The sequence below is a fragment of the Streptomyces sp. NPDC050416 genome, from assembly GCF_044458845.1.
Lineage (GTDB): Bacteria > Actinomycetota > Actinomycetes > Streptomycetales > Streptomycetaceae > Streptomyces.
The window spans coordinates 173,336-199,674 of sequence record NZ_JBITII010000004.1 but is presented as its reverse complement, the minus strand read 5'-3'; the positions used below and the strand labels follow the sequence as shown (position 1 = coordinate 199,674).

The following is a 26,339-nucleotide window of genomic DNA, read 5'->3' as shown; positions in this document are numbered from 1 at the left end:
CCCACTGTCGGCCTGATCCGGTCCGTCCGCGATGTGTGATGTGCCACCTGGTGGAACCATCGTCACGGTCCGCGACGTTTTTCCGAGTGCACGCGCACGTGGCCGGTTCTGATCATTCACGCGCGTGTGACTGATCACCGGGCCCTTCCCCCGCGTACTAAGGGGTTCCGACAGAAAGGCGGCGTTGCGTGGACCTGCTCGACATCCTGCTGTTGCTGGTGGTCCTGGCCTATGCGGCGTCCGGCTACCGGCGCGGGCTGGTGGCCGGCTGTGTGTCGCTGGCGGGCTTCGTGGGCGGTGCGGTCGTCGGCGTGTGGATCCTGCCGTGGGTGATGGACCTGGTGCCGCCCGGTTCGACCCGGGCGACGGTGACGGCGGTGCTGACGGTGCTGCTCCCGGCGGTGGTGGGCCATGAACTGGCGGGGCGTCTCGCGCTCCGGCTGCGGCGGGAGCTGGACCGGGGGCCGCTGCGGGTGGCGGACGGGATCGGCGGGGCCGTGGCCAACTCGGTCGCGGTCCTGATCGTGGCGTGGGTGGCCGCGAGCGTCCTGGGCGCGTCCTCGTCACCGCTGGTCACCTCGGCGATCCGGGACTCCCGGCTGCTCGGCGCGGTGCAGGAGACGATGCCGGACACCACCCCGGCGTGGTTCTCGAGGGCCACGTCGGCGCTGACCGAGGCGGGCTTCCCGCAGGTCTTCAACCCCTTCGAGAACGAGTCGACCGCCGAGGTCGCCGCCCCCTCCGGCGACAGCGTCACGGCGGCCGCCACGAACGCCGCCAAGCTGAGCACGGTCAAGGTCGAGGGCGTCGCGGGCACGCAGGGCCGCGAGGGCAGCGGGTTCGTGTACGCGCGGGAGCACGTGATGACCAACGCCCACGTGGTGGCGGGCATCGACGAGCCGACCGTGCAGATCGGCGGGGTCGGGCGGACGTACGAGGCGCGGGTGGTGTTCTTCGACCCGCAGAAGGACGTGGCCGTGCTGTACGTGCCGGGCCTGAAGGCGCCCGTGCTGCGGTTCGACGACAACGCCGAGCGCGGCGACTCGGCGGTGGTCGCGGGCTATCCGCAGGACGGCGACCTGAACCTCCAGGCGGCGACGGTCGCGAACCGGGTCCGGGCGACGGGCCAGAACATCTACAACGACGACACGGTCACCCGCGAGATCTACTCGATCCGTTCCACGGTCCGCCCCGGCAACTCCGGCGGGCCCCTCCTGACCACGGACGGCCGGGTCTTCGGCGTGGTCTTCGCCCGCTCCACCTCGGACGCAGAGACGGGCTACGTGCTGACGGCGGCCGAGGTCTCCTCCGACGCCGAGCGCGCGGCGAACGCGACGGCACCGGTGGACACGGGCGAGCTGGCCGCCTCGTAGGCGCCCCGGCACCGGCTCAGAGGAAACGTCCCATCAGCACGTCGTCCACGTACTGCCCGTCGAGCCTGAACTCCTCGGGCAGGACTCCCTCCGCCACGAATCCCTCGGCCTCATAGAGCTTGCGGGCCGGGGTGTTGTGGGCGAGGACGCGCAGCGTGAGGCGGCGGGCACCACGCCGGCGGGCCTCGTCCACGGCGGCCCGGACGAGTGCCCGTCCGACACCCCGGCCGCGCGCCTCCTCCGAGACGACGAGGCCCTGGATCTGCCGGACGTGCCGGTTGGAGGCGACCGGCGTCGGGAAGCCGAGGTGGAGGTAGCCCGCCAGGCGGTCACCGAGTTCGGCGACCAGGCAGTCCTCGGGGGCGTGCCGCTCGCTGAAGAACGGCGGGTACGGCGGCTGCGGCTCGGGCACCACGGCGTGCAGGTGCGACCACGCGAGCCGGTCCAGAAGGGCCAGCCCTTCGCCGTCATCGGGCATGGCGAGGCGTATACGGAGATCGCGGGACTCGGGCATGGCGTCACCCTACGGCGATGGCTTGTGGCCGTACGCCGGATTTTTGGCGCCGGCGGGCAGGATGGGGCCCATGGAACGCTCACGAATCGCAGTGGCCGGTGCGTCCGGTCTCATCGGCGGCGCCCTGGTGCGGTCCCTGACCGCGGACGGGTATGAGGTGGTGCGTCTCGTGCGCCATGAGCCCCGGGCCGCGGGCGAGGTCCGCTGGGACCCCGAGGGCGGGCGGGTGGAGGCGGCCGGGCTCGCCGGGTGCGACGCGGTGGTGAACCTGGCCGGTGCGGGGGTCGGCAACCGCCGCTGGACGGACGCCTACAAGCAGCGGATCCGTGACAGCAGGGTGAACGGCACGGCAGCGCTCGCCCGCGCTGTCGCCTCCCTGGACGAGCAGGACCGGCCGCGGGTCTTCGTGAACGGCAGCGCCATCGGCTACTACGGCGAGACCGGGGACCGGGCCGTCGACGAGAGCGCGCCGGCGGGCGAGGGGTTCCTGCCCGAGCTGTGCGTGGAGTGGGAGGCCGCGGCCGCACCCGCCCAGGAAGCCGGTGTCCGCACGGTGTTCACCCGGACCGGGCTGGTCGTGTCCCGCGAGGGTGGTGCGTGGGGGCGGCTGTTCCCGCTGTTCCGGGCCGGGCTCGGCGGGCGGATGGGCGACGGGCGGCAGTACTGGTCGTTCATCGCGCTGCACGACGAGGTCGCCGCGATCCGGCATCTCATCGGCACCGACGGCCTGTCCGGGCCGTTCAACCTCACCGCCCCGAACCCGCTGACGAACCGTGAGATCACCGCGGCGATGGGGCGCGTGCTGCACCGCCCGACGCTGTTGGCGGTGCCCGCGCCCGTCCTGCGGGCCGTGCTCGGCGAGATGGCCGGGGATGTGCTCGGCAGCGCCCGGGTCCTGCCGACGCGACTGCTGGAGTCGGGATTCCGGTTCGCCTTCCCGGAGATCGAGGGGGCGATCCGGGCGGCGTTGTGACGCGCCCGGTCAAGACCGCCGACCGGCTGCCGACCGGCTGCGACCGACTGTTCCGAGACAGCCCCTCGTGCCGCACACCAGCCTCCTGTGACCACTTCACGCCCACAAGGAATCCGTATGCGACCGCCGTGCGACCGTGCCCTGTCGATGCGCGACTCCCCCTGACCGATCACGGCCCTACGCTCGACCGGAACTCGCGTATCCCTGGGGCCTGTTGAGGGCATGACGTCTCCAGCGCCCGCGCAACCTCGAGGAGGGGCACGTGCTTGAGCCCGCTTACCAGGCGGACGTGGTCGTCGTGGGGGCCGGAGTCGCCGGACTCTCGGCCGCGCACCGGCTGACCAGCGCAGGAGTGACGACCATGGTCCTGGAGGCCGCCGACGGGATCGGCGGCCGCATGGCGACGGAGAAGGTCGACGGCTTCCGGCTCGACAGAATCGGCCAGTTGCTGTCCACCGCGTACCCGGAACTACGGCTGACACCCGGCCTCGGCATGCTCGTGCTGCGTCCCTTCGCGCCCGGGGTCCTGCTGCACGGCGACGGACGCCACCATCGCGCGGGCGTCCAGTCGGGCACAGGGGGCGCACGGGGCGCACTGCACGCTGTGCGCGCCCTGGCGAGTGCCCCCAGGTCGCCGTCCGCGCCCAGGCCGCCCAGGAGGCCGGTGGCAGTGCCCGGCCGCCAGGTCTCGGTGCCCCGGAGCCGGTCCGGTGCGCCGCTGGGCACGGCCGTCGACCAGGCCCGCCTGGGTGCCGCCCTGACCCGGCTGGCCGGCACCTCGGCCGAACGGCTGCTGGCCCGTCCGGAGCTGCCCGCCGGTGAGGCCCTGGCGGCTCGCGGGCTGCCGGCCCGGACGATCGACGGCTTCCTGCGTCCGCTGCTGGCCGCCCTGTTGTGCGACCCGGACCTGACGACGTCCAGCCGGTGCGCGGACCTCGCGCTGCGCGCCTTCGCGGGCGGCCGGCTGTGTCTGCCGGAGGGCGGCGCCGAGGCCCTGCCGGAGCTGCTGGCGAGCACGCTGCCGCCGGGCACCGTGCACACCGGCGTGCGTGTCACCTCCGTCTCCACGACCTCGGTGACCACCGCCGAGCACGGGGAGATCCGCTGCCGGGCGGTGCTGGTGGCGACGGGCGCCAGGGCCGCGGCCGAGCTGCTGCCCGGGTTGCGGGTGCCTGAGTTCCATCCGGTGACGGTGGTGCATCACACGACGGACGAGCCGCCGGGGACGGGGGCGTCCTTGCTGCTCGACGCGGATCTCGGTGGGCCGGTCGCGTACACGGCGGTGGTCAGCCGCGTCGATCCGTCCCGGGCGCCGGCGGGGCGGGCCCTGGTGTCTTCGACGGTGCTGGGGCGGCCGCCTGGGGATGTCGACACGGCTGTGCGGATGCATGTGGCGCGGATGTACGGGGTGTCGACGGCTCGGTGGGAGACGCTGGCCGTGCATCACACGGCGGAGGCCGTGCCCGCGATGCGGCCGCCGCATGATCTGCGGCGGCCGGTGCGGTTGTTGGCCGGGCTGTATGTGTGTGGGGATCATCGGGATACCAGTACTGTCCAGGGCGCTCTGCACTCTGGGCATCGGGCATCCGCGGCGATCTTGGCGGACTTGGGGGCGGGGCGGTCTCTGCATGTTGCCGATCCGCTGCCGACGGTGCCACGGGCTGCGTAGGTGGTTTGTCGGGTGCGGGTGCGTGGGGGCTTGTCGCGCCCACGCGGCGGAGCCGCACATTGACACAGCCCCGCGCCCCTCGGAACCTCATCCCAAGGCCGCTACCTTGTCGCGGTAAGTGCGCACCGGAGCCGCGTCCTTGTACGGCTCGAGCCTGCGCTCGAAGTCCCTCACGTACTCCACCGCCCGTACCGAGCGCATCTCCGCGGCCTGGCCCGCCGCCTCCGCGGCCAGTTGGCAGGCCTGGTCGAGTTCGCCGAGGCCGAGGCGGGCGGTGGCGAGGACGACGCGGCAGAACAGGCGGCTGCGGGCGTAGGACGGGGCGCGCAGCTGGAGTGAGCGTTCCGCGTGCTGGGCGGCGGCGCGGAACTGCTGAAGGTCCCGGTGGCAGTGCCCGAACTCGTCGGCGAGCTGCGCCTCGTCGAAGAACTTGGCCCAGTGCGGGACGTCGTCCCCGGACCGGGCCGTCTCCAGGGCGCGCTCGGCGCGGACCAGTGCGGCCGTGCAGGCCCGCACCTCGCCGAGCACGCCGTGCCCGCGTGCCTCGGAGGCGTGCAGCAGCGCCTGCACGACGGGCGGTGCGGAGGTGCCGACGCCCTGCTGCGCCACGCGCGCGAGCTGCACCGCCTCCCGTCCGTGCCCGAGGTAGACGGCCTGCCGGCTCATGGTGACCAGCACGTACGCCCCGTACGTCCGGTCCCCGGCCGCCTGGGCGAGCCGGAGCGCCTGCACGAAGTAGCGCTGGGCGAGTCCGTGCGCGGCGATGTCGTACGACGTCCAGCCCGCGAGCCGGGTCAGGTCGGCGGCGGCGGCGAACAGCCGGCGGCCGGTCTGCTCGCCGTAGGCGCCACGCAGCATGGGCTCGCACTCGTGCTCCAGATAGCGCACGAGGGCCTGGCGGGCGTGGCCGCCGCCGTAGGCGTCGTCGAGGGTGCGGAACAGCTCGCCGACGGAGCGCAGGGCGGCGATGTCTCCGGCGGTCACCTTCTGGCCGGGCCCGCGTTCGGCCTGCCCGCGCTGGCGGGGCAGGGACGGCACGCCCTGCTCGGCCGGGGAACGCAGGGCGGGGCGGCCCTGCGCCGGGATGCGGGCGGCGGCCGGCTCGCCCCGGGCCACCTTCTCGTCGGCGCGGCCGATCAGCCAGTCCCGGCTGGGCACGACGAGCCCGGCGGGTGTGAAGGCGATCTTGCGCAGCTCGGCGTGACTGCCGGAGTCCTTGCGCCACAGCCCGCTGACGATGTCGACGGCCTCCTCGGGGGTGGACGCGAACTCCAGCCCCGCGTAGACCGGCGCGCAGGCGTCCAGGCCGAGGTCCTGGGCGGTGAGACGGCGGCCCAGGCGCCGGGTGAAGACCTCGGCGATCAGCGCGGGCGTGGTGCCCCTGGGCTGCTGGCCGCGCAGCCACCGGGTGACGGATGTCTTGTCATATCTCAGGTCGAGTCCGTGTTCGAGACCGAGCTGGTCCACGCGACGGGCGAGACCCGCGTTGGAGAACCCCGCTTCTGCGATGAGCGCGGCGAGCTGTCGGTTGGGGGTGCGCTGCGCGGGTCGTTCCGTCATGGTGCGGTGCGGTCTCCTGCCTTCCGGTGCTGGTGATCTGCCGGATTGCCTGTGAGCAGGCCTTTTGGCTTGCTGGACGGCGCGAATGTAGCGGAGAGTAAACACCCCATCACACATTTCTCCAGACATTCATCCGATCGTGTGAGGATTGACCCCAGGACTGACGAGTCCGGGCCGGACGTACAGTGGCCGGGGCGCGATACGTGCCTGACACACCCGTCCTAGGGAGGCGCTTGCCGTGAGTGAGTTGCGGTTCGTCCGCATGGGGTTCGGTGACGAGGCCGTCGAGTACCAGGAGGCGTGGGACGAACAGCGCCGGGTGCACGCGGCGCGCTTCGCGGACGAGGTCCCCGACACCGTGCTGCTCCTGGAGCACCCCCCGGTCTACACGGCGGGCCGGCGCACGGCGGACAACGAGCGGCCCCTCGACGGCACGCCGGTCGTCGACGTGGACCGCGGTGGCAAGATCACCTGGCACGGCCCCGGCCAGCTGGTGGGCTACCCGATCCAGAAGCTTCCGCGCCCGGTGGACGTCGTGGCGCACGTGCGCCGCCTCGAAGAGGCCCTGATCCGCACCTGCGCGGAGTTCGGCCTGGAGACCACCCGGGTCGAGGGCCGCAGCGGGGTGTGGGTGCTGGGCGACCCGGTCGAGCGGCGCCCCGCGCTCGGCGGCCTGGCCCTGGACTTCGACCCGCGGCTGCACGACGAGGAGTTCGACCCGCGCCTGAACGGCCCGGAGTACGCGCCGTCCAACGCGGGCCAGCGCCGCGAGGACCGCAAGATCGCTGCGATCGGCATCCGTGTGGCCAAGGGCGTCACCATGCACGGCTTCGCGCTCAACGTGAACCCGGACAACAAGTGGTTCGACCGGATCATCCCGTGCGGCATCCGTGACGCGGGTGTCGCCTCCCTGGCGAACGAACTGGGCCGCGACGTGACGATCGCGGAGGTCCTGCCGGTCGTCGAGCGCCACCTGCGGGACGTCCTGGAGAACGCCGAGCTGAAGCCGCGGGAGATCGAGAAGGCGCCGGCGGCATAAGTCGGGCCGTGGAGGGGCTGGCGCCCACAGGCATTCAAATCAACGGGCGTACCCTTGAGGACGCCGAAGAATCAATCGCTAGGGAGCCGGTCGTGTCCGCAGTCGCACCCGACGGACGCAAGATGCTGCGCCTGGAGGTCCGCAACAGCCAGACCCCCATCGAGCGCAAGCCCGAGTGGATCAAGACCCGGGCGAAAATGGGCCCCGAGTACACCAAGATGCAGAACCTCGTGAAGAGCGAGGGCCTGCACACGGTCTGCCAGGAAGCCGGCTGCCCCAACATCTACGAGTGCTGGGAGGACCGCGAGGCCACGTTCCTCATCGGCGGCGACCAGTGCACCCGGCGCTGTGACTTCTGCCAGATCGACACCGGCAAGCCCGAGGCGCTCGACCGTGACGAGCCGCGCCGCGTGGGTGAGTCCGTGGTCACCATGGACCTGAACTACGCCACGATCACCGGCGTCGCCCGCGACGACCTGGAGGACGGCGGCGCCTGGCTGTACGCGGAGACGGTCCGCCAGATCCACCAGCAGACGGCGCAGCGCGAGGCCGGCCGGACGAAGGTCGAGCTGCTCGCGCCGGACTTCAACGCCGTCCCGGAGCAGCTGGAGGAGGTCTTCTCCTCCCGCCCCGAGGTCTTCGCGCACAACGTCGAGACGGTCCCGCGGATCTTCAAGCGGATCCGCCCCGGCTTCCGCTACGAGCGCTCCCTGAAGGTCATCACCGCGGCCCGCGACTACGGCCTCGTCACCAAGTCGAACCTCATCCTCGGCATGGGCGAGACCCGCGAGGAGGTCAGCGAGGCACTGAAGCAGCTGCACGACGCGGGCTGCGAGCTGGTCACCATCACGCAGTACCTGCGGCCCTCCGTGCGCCACCACCCGGTGGAGCGCTGGGTCAAGCCGCACGAGTTCGTGGAGCTGCAGGAGGAGGCGGAGCAGATCGGCTTCTCCGGTGTGATGTCGGGCCCGCTGGTGCGCTCCTCGTACCGCGCCGGGCGGCTCTACCGGATGGCCATGGAACAGCGGGACGCGCGCATCGCGGCCCAGGCCGTCTGACGATCCGTCACCGCCCTTCCCGCCAAAGGGCGAGACAAGCGTGTGAATTCGCGCACAAGAGACTACCCGCCGGTAGTGACCGATATGACGCGGTCCTGACCGTCCTCGCAGATGAGGGCGCATGTCAGGACCGCGTCGGCGTTCCACGGATCCCCGCCGGGGCTTCATGGGTGTTTGACCGGTCGGACACGCCCTGGTAACACCAATCAGTGACGCTGAACTCACAGCACGTACACCGCTCCCGAGGGGGGACCTCACCCATGCAGGCCGCGCCCGTTCGCGCCACCGCGATTCCGTCCTTCACCACCGCCCTGCGTGCCGTGGAGTCGCTGCTGCTGAGCAGCGGTCAGCGCACCGCCCGCCGCAACGCCTGGACCTCCGTGCTGGAGGACCGCCGTCGCGCCAAGGACCGGGTCGAGGCGCAGCGCGTCCTCGAGCAGTCCGTCTCCCGCTCCCTCTCCGTCCACCCCTGAGCCCGCTCCCCTCCCCCGCGAGGCGCCCCGCGGACACTGCCGTCGTAGGCGCTTGTGGGGCCACGTAGACTGCGTGGCATGGCGAGGAAGGAACCTGCAGCGGACGCTGCGAACCCCGGGCGACTGAAGCAGATCGCTCTGACCTACAAGATGACCCGCAAGGCCGACAAGAAGATCGGTCTTGTACTCGCGGCAGTCGGAATCGTCACCTTCGGTGTCTTCCTCGCGATCGGTTTCTTGATCGGTCACCCCATCTATGCCGGCATCCTGGGCCTCCTGCTCGCCTTCCTCGCGTCGGCGATCGTGTTCGGGCGCCGGGCCGAGCGGGCCGCCTTCGGGCAGATGGAGGGTCAGCCCGGTGCCGCGGCGGCGGTGCTCGACAACATCGGCCGGGGGTGGACGACGACCCCCGCGGTGGCGATGAACCGCAACCAGGACGTGGTGCACCGCGCGGTCGGCAAGGCCGGCATCGTCCTGGTCGCCGAGGGCAACCCGAACCGGGTGAAGTCCCTGCTGGCCGCCGAGAAGAAGAAGATGAACCGCATCGTCGCGGACGTCCCGGTGCACGACCTGGTGGTGGGCACGGGCGAGGGCCAGGTCGAGCTGAAGAAGCTGCGCACGACCATGCTGAAGCTCCCCCGCGTGCTGACCGGCCCGCAGGTCACCGCCACCAACGACCGGCTGCGCGCCCTGGGCGACCTGATGAGCAACATGCCACTGCCGAAGGGGCCGATGCCCAAGGGCATGCGGATGCCGAGGGGCGGCGGGCCGAAGGCGCGCTGACAGCCCGCACACCATATGGGTGAAGGGGCGGCCGGATCACTCCGGCCGCCCCGTCACCCATGTCCGTTCGTGCGTGTCAGGTTGCGTGTCAGATGCGGACCTCGACCGTGCCCGCCAGCCGGTCGTGCAGGCCCCGGCCGTCGCGATCCCAGATCAGGGCGGGGATCGCGAGGAAGAGCAGGACCGTGCGCAGCACCGCGCGCCAGGGGCTGACCCGGCCGGTGTCCAGGGCGAGCACCCGCAGGCCGAGGAGCCGCTTGCCCGGCGTGAAGCCGACCGTACCGACCGTGAGGACCATCAGGGCGAACATGATCAGCGGCGCCCAGACCTGGGCCGCTTCGTTGTAGCTCTGGGTGATGAGACCGTATGCGATCAGGAGGCTCAGGCCCCAGTCCACGGCGAGGGCGCCGAGCCGCCGCCCGGGGCGGGCGATCGAGCCGGGTCCCTCCTCGGGCAGACCGAGCTGCTCACCCCGGTATCCGAAGTCGACACCGGCCTCTTCCGCCGCCGCGCGGGGCCCGGAAAGCCACGATCCGAGTGCTTGCCTGTTGTCCACCCGTCCACGGTACTGCGCCCGGAAATGACCAGGGCACGGCGGGGTGCGTCGGGGCTACGGTGGAAGCCGAGCCGGTTAACTTGTGCGAAACAAATGAGTCACGCCCGAGAAACCACCCGTCCCTAGGGTCGAGGTCAGCGTGTGCCACCCGCACTGGCCGCACGAACGAACTACCACCCCGGCGGGACGGTCGGGAGTAGGAGGAGCTGGATGTTCCAGAACGCCGACGAGGCCAAGAAGTTCATCGCGGACGAGGACGTCAAGTTCATCGACGTCCGCTTCTGCGACCTGCCGGGCGTGATGCAGCACTTCACGGTGCCTGCTGAGGCGTTCGACGCGGACGAGGAGCTGGCCTTCGACGGCTCGTCCATCCGCGGTTTCCAGGCCATCCACGAGTCCGACATGGCGCTGCGCGCGGACCTGTCGACCGCCCGGGTCGACCCGTTCCGCCGTGACAAGACGCTGAACATCAACTTCTTCATCCACGACCCGATCACGGGTGAGCAGTACTCCCGTGACCCGCGCAACGTGGCGAAGAAGGCCGAGGCCTACCTCGCCTCCACCGGGATCGCCGACACGGCGTATTTCGGTCCCGAGGCCGAGTTCTACGTCTTCGACTCCGTCCGCTTCGCGACCACCGCGAACGAGTCCTTCTACCACATCGACTCCGAGGCCGGCGCCTGGAACACCGGTGCCCTCGAGGACAACCGTGGTTACAAGGTCCGCTACAAGGGCGGCTACTTCCCGGTCCCGCCGGTCGACCACTTCGCCGACCTGCGCGCCGAGATCTCCCTGGAGCTGAACCGCGCCGGCCTGCAGGTCGAGCGCCAGCACCACGAGGTGGGCACCGCCGGCCAGGCCGAGATCAACTACAAGTTCAACACGCTGCTCGCCGCCGCCGACGACCTCCAGCTCTTCAAGTACATCGTGAAGAACGTGGCGTGGAAGAACGGCAAGACCGCGACCTTCATGCCGAAGCCGATCTTCGGTGACAACGGCTCGGGCATGCACGTCCACCAGTCCCTGTGGTCGGGCGGCTCCCCGCTCTTCTACGACGAGGCCGGTTACGCGGGCCTGTCGGACACCGCCCGCTACTACATCGGCGGCATCCTCAAGCACGCCCCGTCGCTGCTGGCCTTCACCAACCCGACGGTGAACTCGTACCACCGTCTGGTCCCGGGCTTCGAGGCGCCGGTGAACCTGGTCTACTCGCAGCGCAACCGCTCCGCGGCCATGCGTATCCCGATCACGGGCTCGAACCCGAAGGCCAAGCGCGTCGAGTTCCGCGCGCCCGACTCCTCCGGCAACCCGTACCTGGCGTTCTCCGCGCTGCTGCTCGCGGGCCTGGACGGCATCAAGAACAAGATCGAGCCGGCCGAGCCGATCGACAAGGACCTCTACGAGCTCGCCCCCGAGGAGCACGCGGGCGTCCCGCAGGTCCCGACCTCGCTCCCGGCCGTCCTCGACTCCCTCGAGGCCGACCACGAGTTCCTCCTCCAGGGCGACGTGTTCACGCCGGACCTGATCGAGACGTGGATCGACTACAAGCGCACGAACGAGATCGCGCCGCTGCAGCTGCGTCCGCACCCGCACGAGTTCGAGCTCTACTTCGACGTGTGATCGACGCCCGATCCGTGTGATCGGCGTCTGATCGAGGCATCACGACCGCGCCTCCGCCGCCCCTACGGGCAGCGGGGGCGCGGTCGTGTGTTCTATTCTGCTGCCAGGACCTCACGGGGGTGGAGCAGGAGATGCCCGAGCACGAACAGGACGGCCAGGAGCGCGAGTTCGACCTCAGATGGGCGGACAGTGCCGAGCACAAGGAGCCCTCGGCGCGGGCCCGTATGCTCGCCGCGCGCTGGAAGCACAACCCGCCCGGGCCCGTGCCCTTCCGCCCCGAGCCCGACCACAGGTCGTCCGGCCGTGGGTCCCGCTCGTCGTGGGTGTCGACGGCCGTGGTGCTCGGCTGCGTGGCCGCGGTGATCGTGCTGCTCGGGTACCTCAACTTCCGGGCGCCCTAAGGGGCCCGTCGAGGCGGGTGCTAGCGTCCGGCCGCGTGGATGACGGTGTGTACGTGGGTAACGCGGGCAAGGACGCGGCGCTGGACCGGGGGTGGCTCCTCGGGCACTTCAAGGACGTGGGCGATCCGCGGCACAGCGAGGCCGTCGAGATCAAGTGGGGTGTCCATCCGGCCCGCGACGAGCGGGCGCAGTGGGTGCGGGGCGAGGAGCGGACCGCGCTGCTGGTTCTCGTCAGCGGGCGCTTCCGGGTGGAGCTTCCCGGTCGCAGTGTCCTGCTGGAGCGGCAGGGCGACTACGTCGTGTGGGGGCGCGGGGTCGATCACTCCTGGTTCGCCGAGGAGGAGTCGGTGGTGCTGACGGTTCGGTGGCCGTCCGTGCCCGGGTACGCGGTGGCCGCGGGCGGCTGACGCCTTTGCCGGGCCTGGGGGTGATCGCGACCCGTTCATGGGCGGGGGCAGGTGCACACTGGCAGTGGGACGAGTGCCTGACTGCGGGGTGATGCAGATGCACAGCCGTTTCCGGAGCGACCGGCGGTTGACCACCCGTATGGGGATCACGCTGTTCCTGCTCGGATTGGTGTACGTGGGGTTCGTCGCGGCGTTGATCGTGCTGCTGAAGTCGTGGGTGCTGGTCGTGGTGGTCGCGGCGGCGGTGCTCGGGGCGCAGTACTGGTTCTCGGACCGGGTCGCGCTGTTCGCGATGCGCGGGCGGGTCGTGGAGCGGGAGGAGTTTCCCGAGCTGCACGGTGTGGTGGACCGGCTGTGCGCCATCGCGGACATGCCCAAGCCGGTGGTGGCCGTGTCCGATATGGACATGCCCAACGCGTTCGCGACGGGGCGGAATCCCGACCACGCGGTGGTCTGTGTGACGACCGGGCTGCTCAGGCGCCTGGAGCCGGCCGAACTGGAGGGCGTCCTCGCGCACGAGCTGTCGCACGTGGCGCACAAGGACGTCGCCGTGATCACGGTCGCCTCGTTCCTCGGTGTGCTCGCCGGGCTGATCGTACGGTTCGCCTTCTACTCGCAGCTGTTCGGCGGGGGCCGGCGGGACCAGAACACGGCGGTGGTCTTCGCCGCGGTGATGGGCGTGTCGGCGGCCGTGTACGCGCTGAGCTTCCTGCTGATCCGGTCCCTGTCCCGGTACCGGGAGCTGGCCGCGGACCGCGCCGCGGCGCTGCTCACCGGCCGGCCCTCGGCACTGGCCTCGGCCCTCACCAAGGTGTCGGGGGACATCGCCCGCATCCCGACGAAGGACCTGCGCACGGCCCAGGCCTTCAACGCCTTCTACTTCACGCCGGCGCTGGGCCGCGAGCCCGGTGTCGCGCGGCTCTTCTCGACGCACCCGAGCCTGGAGCAGCGGCTCGACCAGCTGGGCCGGATCTCCGCCGAGCTGGGCGAGGCGGCGGCGCCCGGAGGGGTGTGAGCGGGGCATGGGGCTGCTGGACATTCTGCTCGGCCGCACGAAGCCGGTCGCGCCGGATCTCGACCGGCTCTTCGCGCTGCCGTCGGCGGCCGTGACGCTGGAGGCCGCGGCGGGCTTCACCCCGACCGGGCAGGGCGCGGTGTGCTTCGCCACGGTCGAGGGCGCCGCCTTCGAGCAGACCCACCGCGAGGTGCAGGCGCTGCTGGACGCGGACACCGACCGCGACGGCCCCCCGGTGGAACTGCGGCAGGACGACTACGGCTACTCCTGGCTGGTCTCGCACCGCGCCCCCGACCAGCTGGCCCCGCTCGTGACGGACCTGCACGCCGTGAACAGCCAGATGGAGGTCAACGGGTTCGGCCCCCAACTCCTGTGCTCCCTGGCCGGGTTCCGGGACCGGTCGGGCCGGCCGCTGGGGCTGGTCTACCTCTACAAGCGCGGCACCTTCTACCCGTTCGCTCCCCTGCCGGGAGAAGCCCAGCGGCGTGACAACGCGCTGGAACTCCAGGTACGGGCGGCGCTCGCCGAGGACCTGCCGATCGAGCAGGACCTGAACCGCTGGTTCCCGGTGTGGGGCGCGCCGGGTCTGTGATCGTCCCGGTGTGACCGCCCGTCACGCGGCCCAGGCGCATGAGTGAATGGCCGCATGAGTGAGCTGATCCCCTTCACGCACACCGTCGACGGCGAACGTCTCACCGGGCTGTCCTGCGACACCGGCCCGGGCGGACCGACGAGGGCGACCGCCGTACTCCTGCACGGCGCGGGCAACGGAAGCAAGGAGCCGCTGGTGCCCCTGGTGGAGGAGTTCGCCGCGCACGGCTGCCACGCCCTCGCCTTCGACTTCTCCGGGCACGGCGAGAGCACCGGCCTGCTCACCGAGCTGAGCCTGCGCCGCCGCTTCGAGCAGGCCGTGTCCGTCATCGACGCGCACGCGCGCGTGGACGGGCCGCTGGTCCTGGTCGGCTTCAGCATGAGCGGCCAGACGGTGGCCGATCTCGTCCGGCACTACGGGGACCGGGTGGACGCACTGGGACTGTGCGCGCCGGCGGTGTACGCGGCTGAGGCGTGGGACGTGCCGTTCGGCGCGGGGAACGGCCGGTTCAGCGAGATCATCCGGCGGCCCGGAAGCTGGCGGGAGTCACCCGCGCTCGACGTCCTGCGCGGGTACGAGGGGCGGGCGGTTCTGGCGGTGCCGGGCACGGACGAGGTCATCCCGCCCGCCGTGACGGACGCCGTCTCGGAGGCACTGGCCCGGCGCGCCCAGTTCACCCACTGGGAACTCCCGGAGGCGGAGCACCGGTTGGGCCGGTGGTTCCGCGACCACCCGGGCGACGTGCGGGAGTTCGTCACGGCTGTCCTGGCCGGGCTGGGCGAGCAGGGCTGGACGGCCACGCGCGCGTGGGTGGCCAAGCAACTGCCGGAGGGCCGAACAGTCGACAAGTCGGCTTTTCTGAGCGGTGCTTGGAGCGCCCAGATGAGGCGGCTCACCCTCGACGACGGCACCGAGCTGGCGCTGCGGACCTTCGTGAAGCCCTTCTTCCGGCGGCACGCGCCCGGGCTGCTGGCCCGCGAGGCGGAGGTCCTCACGCTGCTGGCCGGACAGGCGGGCGTGCCGGCGCCCGAGCTGATCGGCGTGGACGCGACCGGCGAGCACTGCGACCATCCGTCGCTGCTGATGTCGGCGCTGCCGGGCAGGGTCCGGGTGGACGAGGAGGACGACCTGGACCGGCGGGTGGACCTGCTGGCGGCCCAGCTGGCCCAGATCCACCGGATCGTTCCCGAGGAGCGCCCGCGGCTGTACCAGGCGTGGACGTCCCCGGAGCGGGTGGACGCGCCGGAGGGTGCGACGTGGGAACGAGCGGTGGACGTGATCCGCCGCGACCCGCCGCCGTACGAGGGCTGCTTTCTGCACCGCGACTTCCACCCGGGGAACGTGCTGTTCACCGGCTCGGGGGCCGGCCTGCGGATCAGCGGTGTCGTCGACTGGGTGGAGACCTCGTGGGGCCCCGCCGACCTGGACGTCGCCCACTGCTCTACCGCCCTCGCGCTGCTGCACGGCCCGGACTGCGGCCTCGGTTTCCGGGAGCGCTACCAGGCCCACGGCGGCCGCCGGCAGGGCGACGGCCCGGACCACCTGTACTGGCGGCTGCTCGACGCCCTGGCCTACGCCCCCGACGCGGCGAAGCTGGCGGGCCCGTGGCGGGAGCTGGGCCGGGCGGATCTGACGCCCCAGGTGCTGGGCGGGCGGCTGGAGGCGTATGTGGCGGGGCTGCTGGAGCGGTACGCCTGAGCCGAGCCGCCGACGGTCGATTGTCAGTGGCGTTCGCGAAGATTTGCAGTGGGAGTCGGAAGGGCACAACGAGTGGAGGCCGGTATGGGCGGGGCGCAGCGGTACATCGGGGTGGCGGAGCGGCGGGCCCGGCTCGCGTTGCGGCAGCGGCTGGCCGGGCGGGCGCGGGCGGGGGCTCCCGAGGAGGTGGCCGGTTCGCTCGTCGCCCTGCACGGCACGGACCCGGCGGCGGTGTACCTGGCCGTGGGCGCGCGGCTCGCGGATCCCGCGAAGACGGTGGCGGAGACCGGGCGCGCCCTGTACGACGACCGTTCCCTGGTGCGGATGCACGGCATGCGGCACACGGTGTTCGTGTTCCCCACGGCCCTGACCGCCGTCGTGCACGCCTCGACCGGCCTGGCGGTCGCCGCCCGGGAGCGGGCCGCGCTGCTCAGGGACATGGCGGCGGCCGGGGCGCCGGACGCGGCCTGGCTGACGGAGGTCGAGGAGTCGGCGCTGGCGGCGCTCGCCCGGCGCGGGCAGGCCACGGCCGCCGAACTCGCCGAGGACGAGCCGCGGCTGCGGGAGCAGTTCGTGTACGCGGCCGGGAAGCGCTACGAGGGGGTGCACACGGTCTCGACCCGGTTGCTGAGGGTGCTGGGCGTCGAGGGGAAGGTCGTACGCGGGCGGCCGCTCGGCTCCTGGACGTCCAGTCAGTTCCGCTGGGCCGTCGCGCCCGAGCATCCCGAACTGGACCCGGCGCAGGCTCAGGCGGAGTTGCTGGGACGGTGGCTCGCCGCGTGCGGTCCGGCGACCGAGGCCGATCTGAAGTGGTGGACGGGGTGGCGCGTGACGGAGGTCCGTGCGGCACTGGCCGCGATCGGAGCGCGGCCGGTGTCGCTGGACGAGGGCACGGGATGGGTGACCGACGGCGACGTCGACGAGGTGGCCGCGCCCGGCGAGCCCTGGGCTGCGCTGCTGCCCGCCCTCGACCCGACGGCGATGGGGTGGCAGCAGCGCGACTGGTATCTCGCGCCGGAGCTGCGGCCCCGGCTGTTCGACCGCAGCGGGAACGTCGGGCCGACGGTGTGGTGGAACGGACGCGTGGTCGGCGGGTGGGCCCAGCGGCCCGACGGGGAGATCGTCTGGCGAATCCTCGACGAGGAGGGGGTGGGCCGGGAGGCGCTCGCGGCGATCGAGAAGGAAGCGGAGCGGCTGAGCGGGTGGGTGGGGACGACGAGGATCACGCCGCGCTTCCGCACGCCGCTGGAGAAGGAGCTGGCGGCGGGCCAGGACACCTGAGGACTCGGGGCTGACTGCGGGAGATCTGCGACGCCGGGTGCCCTGAAGGACGGGCACCCGGCGCTCCTGGTCAGCTCATCGTGAGTACCGCATGAACGCCCTCACCATGTGGCACGTCGTGTCCGACGGCGGGTGGACGCCGATCATTTCCGCCGTGTCGCGGATCGTCTCGTTGCGGGCCTGGTTCGGCATGTAGACCCCGGAGTCGAGCAGGGCGATGGCGAGGCGCATCGCCTTGAGGCGACGGTTGTGCGCGACGTACCACTCGCGCGGCCGGCCCGGTGGCAGCGGCCGCTTCTCCACGGGCACGTACGGCAGGTCGAGCAGGACGGGGCGCTTCGCGGTGGACTGGGTGGGCAGCGGCTTCGGCTTGAGTGCGGCAGCGGGCACAGGCATCCTCCTGTCGCGGTGAGGGCGGCACTCCGGAGTCCTCGGCGATCCCGGCGCCACCCTCGAACACTGCTTCTATTCTACTGCCCGCCACTGACAAAAGGCCCTGGCCACAAGGGCTTTCGGGGGTACGGTGACACGAGTGGAGAACGGGGTTCAGGCCCCGCTCACCGGCGTCACGGAGGCGTACCGTAGCCCCATGGAGATCTGGATCAACCCGGCCTGTTCGAAGTGCCGCAGCGCCGTGAAGCTGCTCGACGCGGAGGGCGCCGACTACACCGTCCGCCGCTACCTGGAGGACGTGCCGAGCGAGGACGAGATCCGGGCCGTGCTGGACCGGCTCGGTCTGGAGCCCTGGGACATCACCCGCACCCAGGAGGCCGCCGCCAGGGAACTCGGCGTCAAGGAGTGGGCCAGGGACGCTAGTTCGCGGGACCGGTGGATCAAGGCCCTCGCCGAGCATCCCAAGCTGATCCAGCGGCCGATCATCACGGCGGACGACGGTACGGCGGTGGTCGCGCGCACCGACGAGGCCGTACGGGACGCCCTGTCCCGTTAGAGACCCCGGGAGATCTCCTTCTTGTGTGACGGAGGTTACTTCAGTGACTCCTGTAACCGCTGAGTAACCTCGTTCGGTATCTCGTACATAGCGGCGTACGCTCCCCTATCTCTTCAGGAGGCGCGCATGTCGCGTAGGAGAACGCTCGGCACGAAGAAGAAGATCGCGCTGCTGGTGAGCGCGGCGACCGTGGCGGGAGGCGGGGCCTTCGTCATGGCGAGCACGTCGAACGCCACGCCGCCGGCCCCCAAGTCGGCGGCGGAGTCGACGGCCTGTCTGGGACTCGCCACCGCCCTCGGCAACAACGAGCGGTTCATCGCCGGCCAGCGGGCCAACCCCGACGCCCAGTCGGAAGCCCGGATCGCCAACCGCCAGGCGGTCATCGAGGAGATCAAGCGGAAGCAGGAGGCGTCGGGGTGCGCGGTTGGGGAGTCGGCTCAGGACTCCCAGGCCGCGCAGCCGTCGCAGCCCGCGCAGGGCGGTCAGCAGGGCGGTCAGCAGGGCGGTCAGCAGGGCGGTCAGCAGGCCGGAGGCGCCCAGCCCTCGCAGCCCGCGCAGTCCGCCCCCGCGGAGAACCCGGGCGGTGGCGCCGCAGCCTCGGGGCAGCAGGTGTGCAACGGCTCCACCGTCACGCTCTCCGGCGAGGACGGTGCGCCTGCCGCGTCCAGCAACCAGTTCCCGGCCGGCACGAAGCTGAAGGTCACCAACCTGGACAACGACAAGTCCACGACGGTGGAGGTCACTTCGGTCTCCGGCAGCTGTGTGCTGCTCAACAACGCGGCGTTCGAACAGGTCCGTGAGCCCGGCAAGTTCCTGATCCGCCGGGCCGTGATCGAGAAGGTGGGGTGACGCCGTACGAGCGAGGTCGAGTGAGTCACTGAGGCGGCGGCCACCCCCTCGGCCGCCTCCTCGTACGTGTCAGCGGTCCTGCCGCTCCCGGCCAGGAGCGGCAGGACCGGCGCGCTGTCGGCCACACGGCGCCGGTCACCGGCTTGACGGAGGGAAGCCGGTGACCTGCTCCTCCCCCGCGGCCAAACGCCCCTCACACCGTGAGGTGCGGCACAGCGGCACCAGGTAACACGGGGTTCACATTCGAGCAATGGCCGGGAAATCGCCTGTTGACAGGCTGCCGGGCATTGAGCGGCGCCCCAGTGCCGCAGCGCCGCAAGCACCCGCGATACGCGCCCAGACACACCCAAGGATGTGGCCCGTGACCTTCAAGGCTGAGTACATCTGGATCGACGGCACCGAGCCGACGGCCAAGCTGCGTTCCAAGACCAAGATCATCGCGGGCTCCCCAGCCGGTCTCGACGCGCTGCCGATCTGGGGCTTCGACGGGTCCTCCACCAACCAGGCCGAGGGCCACGCCTCGGACTGCGTCCTCAAGCCGGTCTTCACCTGCCCGGACCCGATCCGCGGCGGCGACGACATCCTGGTGCTGTGCGAGGTCCTGAACATCGACCTGACCCCGCACGCCAGCAACACGCGTGCCGCGCTGGCCGAGGTCGAGGAGAAGTTCGCGGCGCAGGAGCCGATCTTCGGCATCGAGCAGGAGTACACCTTCTTCAAGGACGGCTACCCGCTCGGCTTCCCCAAGGGCGGCTTCCCGGCCCCGCAGGGCGGCTACTACTGCGGTGTCGGCGCCGACGAGATCTTCGGCCGTGACGTCGTCGAGGCGCACCTGGACAACTGCCTGAAGGCGGGCCTGGGCATCTCCGGCATCAACGCCGAGGTCATGCCCGGCCAGTGGGAGTTCCAGGTCGGCCCGCTGGCCCCGCTGGAGGTCTCGGACCAGCTGTGGGTGGCCCGCTGGCTGCTGTACCGCACCGCCGAGGACTTCGACGTCGCCGCGACGCTGGACCCCAAGCCGGTGAAGGGCGACTGGAACGGCGCCGGCGCGCACACCAACTTCTCCACGAAGGCGATGCGCGAGTCCTACGACGCGATCATCACCGCGGCCGAGTCGCTCGGCGAGGGCTCCAAGCCGCTCGACCACGTCAAGAACTACGGCGCCGGCATCGACGACCGCCTGACGGGTCTGCACGAGACCGCCCCGTGGAACGAGTACTCCTACGGCGTCTCCAACCGCGGTGCCTCGGTCCGTATCCCGTGGCAGGTCGAGAAGGACGGCAAGGGCTACATCGAAGACCGCCGTCCGAACGCCAACGTCGACCCGTACGTGGTGACCCGGCTGCTCGTCGACACCTGCTGCTCGGCGCTGGAGAAGGCCGGCCAGGTCTGATCCGCCCGCACGGCTCCTGAGGGGCGCTCACCGTTCGCGGTGGGCGCCCCTCGCGTTGTCGGTGGGGCGTGTCATCGTGGGGGCATGGAGATCGACGGGGGACTTCCGGTCAAGGTCATGACGGAGAGCGGGCAGACGTACGCGCGGGTCTCGGCGCGGCGGTTGCGGGAGCTGGTGGAGCGGATCGGCGGCGAGGACGACCACTTCCTCGTCGTGCAGCGGATACCGGACCGGCCGAGGGTCTTCATCCAGACGGCGCGCGACGCGGGCGGGGCGTACGAGCTGCAGCACCGCACGGGCACCGTCCCGTACCTGTGGGTGACCGAGGTGACCGACCCGGGCCTGGTCGCGGACGCGATGGTGCGCTGGGCGCGGCGGGAGGACGGCTGGGACGCCTCAGTCGCCTGGGAGCGCGAGGAGTTCGGGCTGCCCGAGGAGGCTCCCGCCCTCGCGCCCGAGGTGGCCGTGCGGGCCGAGGAGTACGTCCGCGCCATGCTCCAGGACGGCTGTTTGGGCATCGAGGCGATGATCCGCGAGACGGTGTATCTGATGGACGACGGCGAGGAGACCGCTCCCGTCTCCCAGGAGCAGGCCCGCGAGCTGGTCGAGAGGCTGTGGCTGGAGCGGCTGGCGGAGCAGGAGAAGTGGGCCGGGCCGACCGGTCCGGACCGGCTGGAGCGGGCTTTCGCGGCCCTCGATGACGACGGCATCGTCGCCCGGGAGCACTTCACCTGCTGCCGCGGCTGCGGCATGTCGGAGATCGGCGCAGAGGCGGACGGCAAGCCGGGTGCGCGCGGGTTCGTCTTCTTCCACCAGCAGGGCACGCGCGCGGCGGCGCAGGGGCACGGCCTGTCGCTCTACTACGGCGGGTTCGACGACTCCGAGGAGACCACGAAGGCCGTCGGACACGAGGTGGTGGCGGCGCTGGTCGCGGCCGGGCTGTCCGCGGAGTGGGACGGAGACCCGGGCAAGTCGATCGACATCGCGCCCCTGGAGTGGCGCAAGCGCCTGACGGGATGAGGTGCCGGCGGGCCGTGCGCCCGCCCGGCGGCTGTCCAAGCTGTGAGAGGAGGGTCCCGGCACCCGGCACCCGTCTGCTTCAATGGCCGCATGGCCAGCCACCAGAAGCACACCGCGACGGGTCGCCATGACCTCGAGCCCTTCTGGCCGTCCCGTCAGGACCACGATTTCGACCGGGTGTGTTGCCGCGCGACGAACGCGCCGGCCCTCTAAAGCCGTACACCCTCCGGCCTTCGGCCAGCGCGAACCGCGTACGTCCTCGGCGAGCCCGACCACGAGTCGCGGCCGTCGACCTCTCCGACGAACTCCTCGCGCGAAAGAGCTGACTCTCATGGCGACCACTCGTCCTCTGTCTCCCGCCGCCCCCTTCAACTCCCCCTCGACCACCGGGCCCCGGCACCGGCTGCGTGCCGTCGACCGGGACGAGGTGGTGACCGTCGCGGACCTGTTGCCGCCGGGTGCCACCTGGCTGCCGGCGCCCCAGCACGCCCTGCCCACGCTGCCGGGGCAGCCGCCGATGATCGGCTACCTGGTGCTCGTACCGGCCGACCAGCAGCCGCCGTTCCCGGCGGCGGCGCCCGACCGGCCGGAGGCAACCCGCACCGAAAGCCCCGCAGCCTCCGCGCCGGGCGGCGAGCCGCCGATCCGCGTCGACACCGTGCAGCGCACCGCCGAGGTGGCCGGGCGCCCGCTCGACCTCACGTATCTGGAGTTCGAGCTGCTGGCCCACCTGGTGGCGCACCCGGGCCGCGTGCACACCCGTGACCAGCTGGTCGGCACGGTGTGGGGCTACGGACATGTGGGCGACGGCCGTACGGTCGACGTCCACATCGCGCGCCTGCGCCGCAAGCTGGGTGCCGAATACCGCGACACGATCCGCACGGTGCGCCGGGTCGGCTACAAATACGTGCCCCCGGTGGGCGGCTAGCCCTGGTGCCCGCCCGTCTGCTGAGGGCAGACGGGCGTTCCGTACCGCCGCCCCGGCGGGCAGAGTCGGCGCATGAGACTTCTGATGCTGGGTGGTACGGAGTTCGTGGGCCGGGCCGTCGTGGAGGCGGCCCTGGCCCGGGGCTGGGAGGTGACCGTCTTCCACCGGGGGCGGCACCAGGCGCCGCCGGGTGCGCGCTCGCTGCTCGGTGACCGCACCGTGCCCGGCGGCCTGGCCGCCCTCGCCGAGGACCCGGGCGAGTGGGACGTCGTCGTCGACACCTGGTCGGCGGCGCCCCGCGCGGTACGGGACGCGGCGCGGCTGCTGCGGGGCCGCGCCCGCCGGTACGTGTACGTGTCGAGCTGCTCGGTGTACGCCTGGCCCCGGGCCGCCGAGCACGGCGAGGACTCGCCGCTGGTGGAGGGCGCCTCGGCCGACGCGGAGCAGACCGCGTACGCACAGGACAAGCGCGGTGGTGAACTGGCCGTGCTGGACGCCTTCGGCGAGGACCGGTCGGTGCTGGTACGGGCCGGGCTGATCCTCGGTCCGTACGAGAACATCGGCCGGCTGCCCTGGTGGCTGGCCCGCACGGCGCGCGGCGGCCCGATGCTGGCGCCCGGACCGCGCGGCCTGCCTCTGCAGTACGTGGACGTCCGTGACCTGGCCGAGTGGGTCCTGCACGCGGCGGAGCGGGAGCTGAGCGGGCCGTACAACCTGGTCAGTCCGCCGGGGCACACCACGATGGGCGAGCTGCTGGACACCTGCGCACGGGTCACCGGCGGCGCGGCAGAACTGCGGTGGACCGAGCCGGAGGTGATCCTGAAGGCGGGCATCCAGCCGTGGACCGAGCTGCCGGTGTGGGTGCCGCCGGGCAGTGATCTGCACGACGCCCTGCACAGCAGGGACGTCTCACGGGCGGTCGCGGCCGGGCTGAGCTGCCGGCCCGTCGAGGAGACCGTGGCCGACACCTGGCGGTGGCTCCAGGACCTCGGCGGGGTGGCGCCCCAGCGCCCGGACCGGCCGAGCTCGGGCCTCGACCCGGAGGTGGAGGCGAAGGTGCTCGGGACGGGCTGAGGTGTGACAGGTGTACGAAGCACCGCCCCTGGGGCGGGTGTTTCGGCGGTCTCGGACGGCGACAACCGGCGCGTGCCGGCGGTTCTCGCCTATCTCGACCACGGCCGGTGATATCGGACCGGCTTGTTCACCCACGGTCGGGGATCAACAACTCCCGGTGTGGAAGGGGCTGTTGAGAACACAGCTCCCTCACGAATCTCGCATCAATTTCCGGGACATCTGAACACCCCCGGGACGGCCTCCGTATGGAAGGGAGCCGCTTCACTCCTGTCGGGCGCCTCGATGCCCCCGAAAAAGGAAGTCAGAGGAGTTCCATGGGACGCAACACAAGAAAACGCCGGACGCCGATGGCCACCAAGGCCATAGCCGCATCGGCGGCCCTAGCGCTCGGTGGGGGCGGGCTGATCTGGGCGAACTTCTATGCCTCGGCGCATGAGGAGAACTCGGCGAACCAGACGAAAGCCGCGGGCGCACAGATCGCCACGATCCAGTGCCCGGACGTCGGACAGAAGCTGACCGACGTGCCGGACGGCGCCCGCCAGGGGGTGGACAAGGAGCTGGCGAACCTCGACAAGCAGATCAGCGAGGCCTACAGCCGGCTCGCCTCCACGCGCCAGGCCCAGGCCGGTGACCCGGGCTTCGTCGACAACGCCATCCTCGGCCCGCTGAAGTCGAAGCGGGTCGCGGCCATCGACCGGATCGGCATCAACATCCGGCGGGTGGGCGGCCAGGCGCCGGGCAACCTGGAGCAGCTGGCCGAGTGCAAGGGCATGGTCGCCGACGCGAACACCAACGACGGCAACGCCGGGGACGGCCAGAACCAGGACGGCCAGGACCAGAACCAGGACGGCGGTCAGAACCAGGACGGCGGTCAGGACCAGGGCGGCGGTCAGGACCAGGGCGGCGACAACGGCCAGGACCAGGGTCAGGGCGGCAACGGCGGTCAGGCCGGCAACGGCCCGGTGGCCGACGACTTCATCAACATCGAGGACGTCCAGCCCAACTCCCGCAACCTGCCGAACGGTCTCGCCGCGAACGGCGACGGTGGTTCCACGGGCTCGTTCACCACGAACTGCGGCACCAACGAGAACGAGAACCGCAACTCGGACAACGTGATCGTGGCGCCCGGCGTCTCCAACGGCGCGCAGCACCAGCACGACTACGTCGGCAACCAGAGCAACAACGCCTTCGCGAGCGACGAGGACCTGGCGAACGCCCAGACGTCCTGCCAGAACCAGGGCGACAAGTCGTCGTACTTCTGGCCGGTCCTGCGTATCCAGGACGGTTCGGACGACATCGACGCGGGTCAGCCCGGCGGTGGCCAGGACGGCAACGTCGGCAAGATCGTCGAGCCGGCCGAGGCCCAGCTGAAGTTCGTCGGCAACCGCACCAGCGACGTCGTCGCGATGCCGAAGGCCCTGCGCATCATCACCGGTGACGCCAAGTCCTTCACCAACGGCCTGAACAACGCCAACACCTCTTGGAGCTGCACCGGCTTCGAGGACCGCCAGGTGACGGACAAGTACCCGCTCTGCCCCGAGGGCAGCAGCGTGGTCCGGACGTCCAACTTCCAGAGCTGCTGGGACGGCCAGAACATCGACAGCGCCAACCACCGCACCCACGTGGACTTCGTGGAGGCGGACGGCAGCTGCTCGAACGGCTTCAAGGCGATCCCCCAGCTCCAGGTCCGTCTGGTCTACGACGTACCGGCGCCGCAGATCGAGAACGGGCAGGTCCAGAACCCGTTCGCGGTGGACTCCTTCCCGGAGCAGCTGCACAAGGCGATCACCGACCACAACGACTTCATCAACTTCTTCGACGAGAACGTGATGAACGAGATGGTCCAGTGCATCAACAACGGCGAGGACTGCCAGTAGTCCTCATCCGGTAGAGAGCAGCAGAAAGCCGGCGGTGGGAATTCCCACCGCCGGCTTTCGCTTGGCCCGGCCCGCGCGATCAACCGTGATGGCTGCTGCCGCCGTCGTGACCGCCCTTGTTGTGGCTGCCGCCGGGGTTCATGTGCTCGGAGCCTTCCTCCATGGTCCCGCCGATGGTGCCCTGGAGCGCCGTGACCGTCTTCTTCTCGCCGACGGCGACCCACTTGCGGCCGACCAGGTAGTAACCGCCGTAGTCCTTCGCCCCGTTCAGCCACTCGCGCTGCCCGCGGTCGGTGGCGAAGGTGGCGAGGACGTACTTCTCCTTGCCCTTCTTGCAGAGGGCCTGGCGGATCTCGTCGGCGTCGGTCTGCATGTTCGGCTTGCACTTGGCCTCGGCCGCGATGTGCTCCAGGCTGCCGGTCACCGCCTCCGGCACGGCCGCCTCGTCCTTGCCGCCGGATCCGCAGCCGGCCAGCGCCAGTATCGCCACCGCGCCGCTCAGCGCGAGCATCGGTCGGGTCACCCTCATCTGTTCCTCCGGTCCTTGTCACGGCACGGTCCGGACGCATGCCGCACGGAGCCCCGGCAAGAGGCTCTCGCCTTCGATACGGCTGTGGCGGGCGCAGCGCTCAAATTCGGGTGCCGGCACGGGCACGTCCGTGCGAGGGTCTCCCGGTGAACCAGGACTGGGAAGATCGCGTGGCCGCCTTGTGGGACCGGTTCGACGACTACGCCGAAACCGAGGAGGACGAGGCCCGCTTCCGCGCCGACGTCGACGCCCTCGTCGCCGAGCTGCCGGAGGGCAGCCCGCTCCGGCCGTTCGAGCGGGCCTGTGCCTGGGACTCCACCGGCCACTCGGACCAGGCCGTCCCGCTCTACCGGGAGGCGCTGGACCTCGGCCTCGCCGGCGTCAGCCCCTACAAGGCCCGCCGCACGAAGATCCAGCTGGCCAGTTCGCTGCGGAACATCGGGCAGGCGGCGGAGGGCGTCAAGCTGCTCGAAGCCGAGCTGGACGCCCCGTCCGACGAGCTGGACGACCCCGTGCGGTACTTCCTCGCCCTGTGCCTGTCGAGCCTCGGCAGGGACCGGGAGGCGCTGTCTCTCGCCCTGGGCACGCTGGCACCTCATATGGCCCGTTACCAGCGCTCGGCGGCGTACTACGCCCAGGCGCTCGTCGAGCCCGGGGAGCAGCCGGGGGCGTGACCCCCGTGGTCAGGTGACCATCCCCCGATTCGCT

The 26,339-nt window shown here is 71.3% G+C and carries 27 protein-coding genes; 22 read left to right on the top strand and 5 right to left on the bottom strand.

Features of this window, described 5'->3' with window-relative positions:
- Positions 1–188 precede the first annotated feature (188 nt).
- A complete protein-coding gene (locus ACIBL4_RS14190) occupies positions 189–1,373 on the top strand; it encodes a MarP family serine protease (RefSeq protein ID WP_399409705.1) in 1,185 nt (394 codons plus the stop codon).
- 16 nt (positions 1,374–1,389) lie between these two features.
- Here ACIBL4_RS14190 and ACIBL4_RS14185 read toward each other — a convergent pair whose 3' ends face one another.
- Complete coding sequence (locus tag ACIBL4_RS14185) at positions 1,390–1,887, bottom strand: GNAT family N-acetyltransferase (protein WP_399409703.1); 498 nt, start codon at positions 1,885–1,887, stop codon at positions 1,390–1,392.
- Between the two features lie 70 nt (positions 1,888–1,957).
- Here ACIBL4_RS14185 and ACIBL4_RS14180 point away from each other — a divergent pair, with 70 nt between their 5' ends.
- Both ACIBL4_RS14180 and ACIBL4_RS14175 read left to right on the top strand, forming a co-directional pair.
- Positions 1,958–2,860, top strand: a complete 903-nt coding sequence (locus ACIBL4_RS14180) for a TIGR01777 family oxidoreductase (protein WP_399409701.1) — start codon at positions 1,958–1,960, stop codon at positions 2,858–2,860.
- Between the two features lie 262 nt (positions 2,861–3,122).
- Complete coding sequence (locus ACIBL4_RS14175; RefSeq protein ID WP_399409699.1) at positions 3,123–4,529, top strand: NAD(P)/FAD-dependent oxidoreductase; 1,407 nt, start codon at positions 3,123–3,125, stop codon at positions 4,527–4,529.
- An 87-nt stretch (positions 4,530–4,616) separates the two neighbouring features.
- On the opposite strand, the gene ACIBL4_RS14170 is transcribed toward ACIBL4_RS14175, so the two are convergent.
- Positions 4,617–6,089 (bottom strand): regulator, encoded by a 1,473-nt coding sequence (locus tag ACIBL4_RS14170; protein ID WP_399409697.1) that lies wholly within the window; start codon positions 6,087–6,089, stop codon positions 4,617–4,619.
- A gap of 238 nt (positions 6,090–6,327) precedes the next feature.
- Here ACIBL4_RS14170 and lipB point away from each other — a divergent pair, with 238 nt between their 5' ends.
- The 4 genes from lipB (at position 6,328) to ACIBL4_RS14150 (ending at position 9,442) form a co-directional block, all read left to right on the top strand.
- On the top strand, positions 6,328–7,128 hold the full coding sequence (lipB, locus tag ACIBL4_RS14165) for a lipoyl(octanoyl) transferase LipB (protein ID WP_399409695.1): 801 nt from the start codon (positions 6,328–6,330) through the stop codon (positions 7,126–7,128).
- A gap of 92 nt (positions 7,129–7,220) precedes the next feature.
- On the top strand, positions 7,221–8,186 hold the full coding sequence (gene lipA / locus ACIBL4_RS14160) for a lipoyl synthase (protein WP_399409693.1): 966 nt from the start codon (positions 7,221–7,223) through the stop codon (positions 8,184–8,186).
- A 260-nt stretch (positions 8,187–8,446) separates the two neighbouring features.
- The gene (locus ACIBL4_RS14155; RefSeq protein ID WP_010037129.1) at positions 8,447–8,659 is read left to right on the top strand and encodes a hypothetical protein; all 213 of its coding nucleotides are present in this window, start codon (positions 8,447–8,449) and stop codon (positions 8,657–8,659) included.
- A 78-nt stretch (positions 8,660–8,737) separates the two neighbouring features.
- Positions 8,738–9,442: a DUF4191 domain-containing protein gene (locus tag ACIBL4_RS14150; protein WP_356924377.1), complete on the top strand. Its 705-nt coding sequence runs from the start codon at positions 8,738–8,740 to the stop codon at positions 9,440–9,442.
- A gap of 88 nt (positions 9,443–9,530) precedes the next feature.
- Here ACIBL4_RS14150 and ACIBL4_RS14145 read toward each other — a convergent pair whose 3' ends face one another.
- The gene (locus ACIBL4_RS14145; RefSeq protein WP_399409690.1) at positions 9,531–9,998 is read right to left on the bottom strand and encodes an RDD family protein; all 468 of its coding nucleotides are present in this window, start codon (positions 9,996–9,998) and stop codon (positions 9,531–9,533) included.
- Positions 9,999–10,208: 210 nt separating this feature from the next.
- On the opposite strand from ACIBL4_RS14145, the gene glnA reads away from it, so the two are divergent.
- The 7 genes from glnA (at position 10,209) to ACIBL4_RS14110 (ending at position 17,012) form a co-directional block, all read left to right on the top strand.
- Positions 10,209–11,618 carry a type I glutamate--ammonia ligase gene (gene glnA, locus ACIBL4_RS14140; protein WP_059413695.1) on the top strand — a complete coding sequence of 470 codons (1,410 nt, stop codon included), beginning with the start codon at positions 10,209–10,211 and terminating at the stop codon, positions 11,616–11,618.
- 131 nt (positions 11,619–11,749) lie between these two features.
- Entirely contained in the window at positions 11,750–12,019 is a 270-nt protein-coding gene (locus tag ACIBL4_RS14135; protein WP_399409687.1) for a hypothetical protein, read from the top strand.
- 35 nt (positions 12,020–12,054) lie between these two features.
- Entirely contained in the window at positions 12,055–12,426 is a 372-nt protein-coding gene (locus tag ACIBL4_RS14130; protein ID WP_399409685.1) for a signal peptidase I, read from the top strand.
- Between the two features lie 97 nt (positions 12,427–12,523).
- Positions 12,524–13,441 carry a zinc metalloprotease HtpX gene (htpX, locus tag ACIBL4_RS14125; RefSeq protein ID WP_399409683.1) on the top strand — a complete coding sequence of 306 codons (918 nt, stop codon included), beginning with the start codon at positions 12,524–12,526 and terminating at the stop codon, positions 13,439–13,441.
- A gap of 7 nt (positions 13,442–13,448) precedes the next feature.
- Positions 13,449–14,033, top strand: coding sequence for a hypothetical protein (locus tag ACIBL4_RS14120; protein ID WP_399409681.1), 585 nt, complete (start codon positions 13,449–13,451; stop codon positions 14,031–14,033).
- Positions 14,034–14,087: 54 nt separating this feature from the next.
- Positions 14,088–15,731, top strand: coding sequence for an alpha/beta fold hydrolase (locus ACIBL4_RS14115; RefSeq protein ID WP_399409679.1), 1,644 nt, complete (start codon positions 14,088–14,090; stop codon positions 15,729–15,731).
- An 84-nt stretch (positions 15,732–15,815) separates the two neighbouring features.
- Complete coding sequence (locus tag ACIBL4_RS14110) at positions 15,816–17,012, top strand: winged helix DNA-binding domain-containing protein (protein ID WP_399409677.1); 1,197 nt, start codon at positions 15,816–15,818, stop codon at positions 17,010–17,012.
- A 75-nt stretch (positions 17,013–17,087) separates the two neighbouring features.
- Here ACIBL4_RS14110 and ACIBL4_RS14105 read toward each other — a convergent pair whose 3' ends face one another.
- Positions 17,088–17,402, bottom strand: a complete 315-nt coding sequence (locus ACIBL4_RS14105; protein WP_399409675.1) for a hypothetical protein — start codon at positions 17,400–17,402, stop codon at positions 17,088–17,090.
- Positions 17,403–17,601: 199 nt separating this feature from the next.
- On the opposite strand from ACIBL4_RS14105, the gene ACIBL4_RS14100 reads away from it, so the two are divergent.
- The 7 genes from ACIBL4_RS14100 to ACIBL4_RS14070 all read left to right on the top strand — a co-directional run bounded on the left by ACIBL4_RS14100 (position 17,602) and on the right by ACIBL4_RS14070 (position 25,102).
- A complete protein-coding gene (locus ACIBL4_RS14100; RefSeq protein WP_399409673.1) occupies positions 17,602–17,961 on the top strand; it encodes an arsenate reductase family protein in 360 nt (119 codons plus the stop codon).
- A 126-nt stretch (positions 17,962–18,087) separates the two neighbouring features.
- Positions 18,088–18,810 (top strand): hypothetical protein, encoded by a 723-nt coding sequence (locus tag ACIBL4_RS14095; RefSeq protein ID WP_399409671.1) that lies wholly within the window; start codon positions 18,088–18,090, stop codon positions 18,808–18,810.
- Between the two features lie 361 nt (positions 18,811–19,171).
- Positions 19,172–20,203 carry a glutamine synthetase gene (gene glnII, locus ACIBL4_RS14090; protein ID WP_020274437.1) on the top strand — a complete coding sequence of 344 codons (1,032 nt, stop codon included), beginning with the start codon at positions 19,172–19,174 and terminating at the stop codon, positions 20,201–20,203.
- Between the two features lie 84 nt (positions 20,204–20,287).
- Entirely contained in the window at positions 20,288–21,223 is a 936-nt protein-coding gene (locus tag ACIBL4_RS14085; protein WP_399409669.1) for a DUF6891 domain-containing protein, read from the top strand.
- 331 nt (positions 21,224–21,554) lie between these two features.
- The gene (locus ACIBL4_RS14080) at positions 21,555–22,151 is read left to right on the top strand and encodes a winged helix-turn-helix domain-containing protein (protein ID WP_399409667.1); all 597 of its coding nucleotides are present in this window, start codon (positions 21,555–21,557) and stop codon (positions 22,149–22,151) included.
- A gap of 72 nt (positions 22,152–22,223) precedes the next feature.
- Positions 22,224–23,225 (top strand): NAD-dependent epimerase/dehydratase family protein, encoded by a 1,002-nt coding sequence (locus ACIBL4_RS14075; protein WP_399409665.1) that lies wholly within the window; start codon positions 22,224–22,226, stop codon positions 23,223–23,225.
- A 314-nt stretch (positions 23,226–23,539) separates the two neighbouring features.
- Positions 23,540–25,102 (top strand): DUF1996 domain-containing protein, encoded by a 1,563-nt coding sequence (locus tag ACIBL4_RS14070; protein WP_399409663.1) that lies wholly within the window; start codon positions 23,540–23,542, stop codon positions 25,100–25,102.
- Positions 25,103–25,181: 79 nt separating this feature from the next.
- On the opposite strand, the gene ACIBL4_RS14065 is transcribed toward ACIBL4_RS14070, so the two are convergent.
- Positions 25,182–25,631, bottom strand: a complete 450-nt coding sequence (locus ACIBL4_RS14065; RefSeq protein ID WP_399409661.1) for a hypothetical protein — start codon at positions 25,629–25,631, stop codon at positions 25,182–25,184.
- Between the two features lie 146 nt (positions 25,632–25,777).
- On the opposite strand from ACIBL4_RS14065, the gene ACIBL4_RS14060 reads away from it, so the two are divergent.
- The gene (locus ACIBL4_RS14060; RefSeq protein ID WP_399409659.1) at positions 25,778–26,305 is read left to right on the top strand and encodes a tetratricopeptide repeat protein; all 528 of its coding nucleotides are present in this window, start codon (positions 25,778–25,780) and stop codon (positions 26,303–26,305) included.
- Positions 26,306–26,339 lie beyond the last annotated feature (34 nt).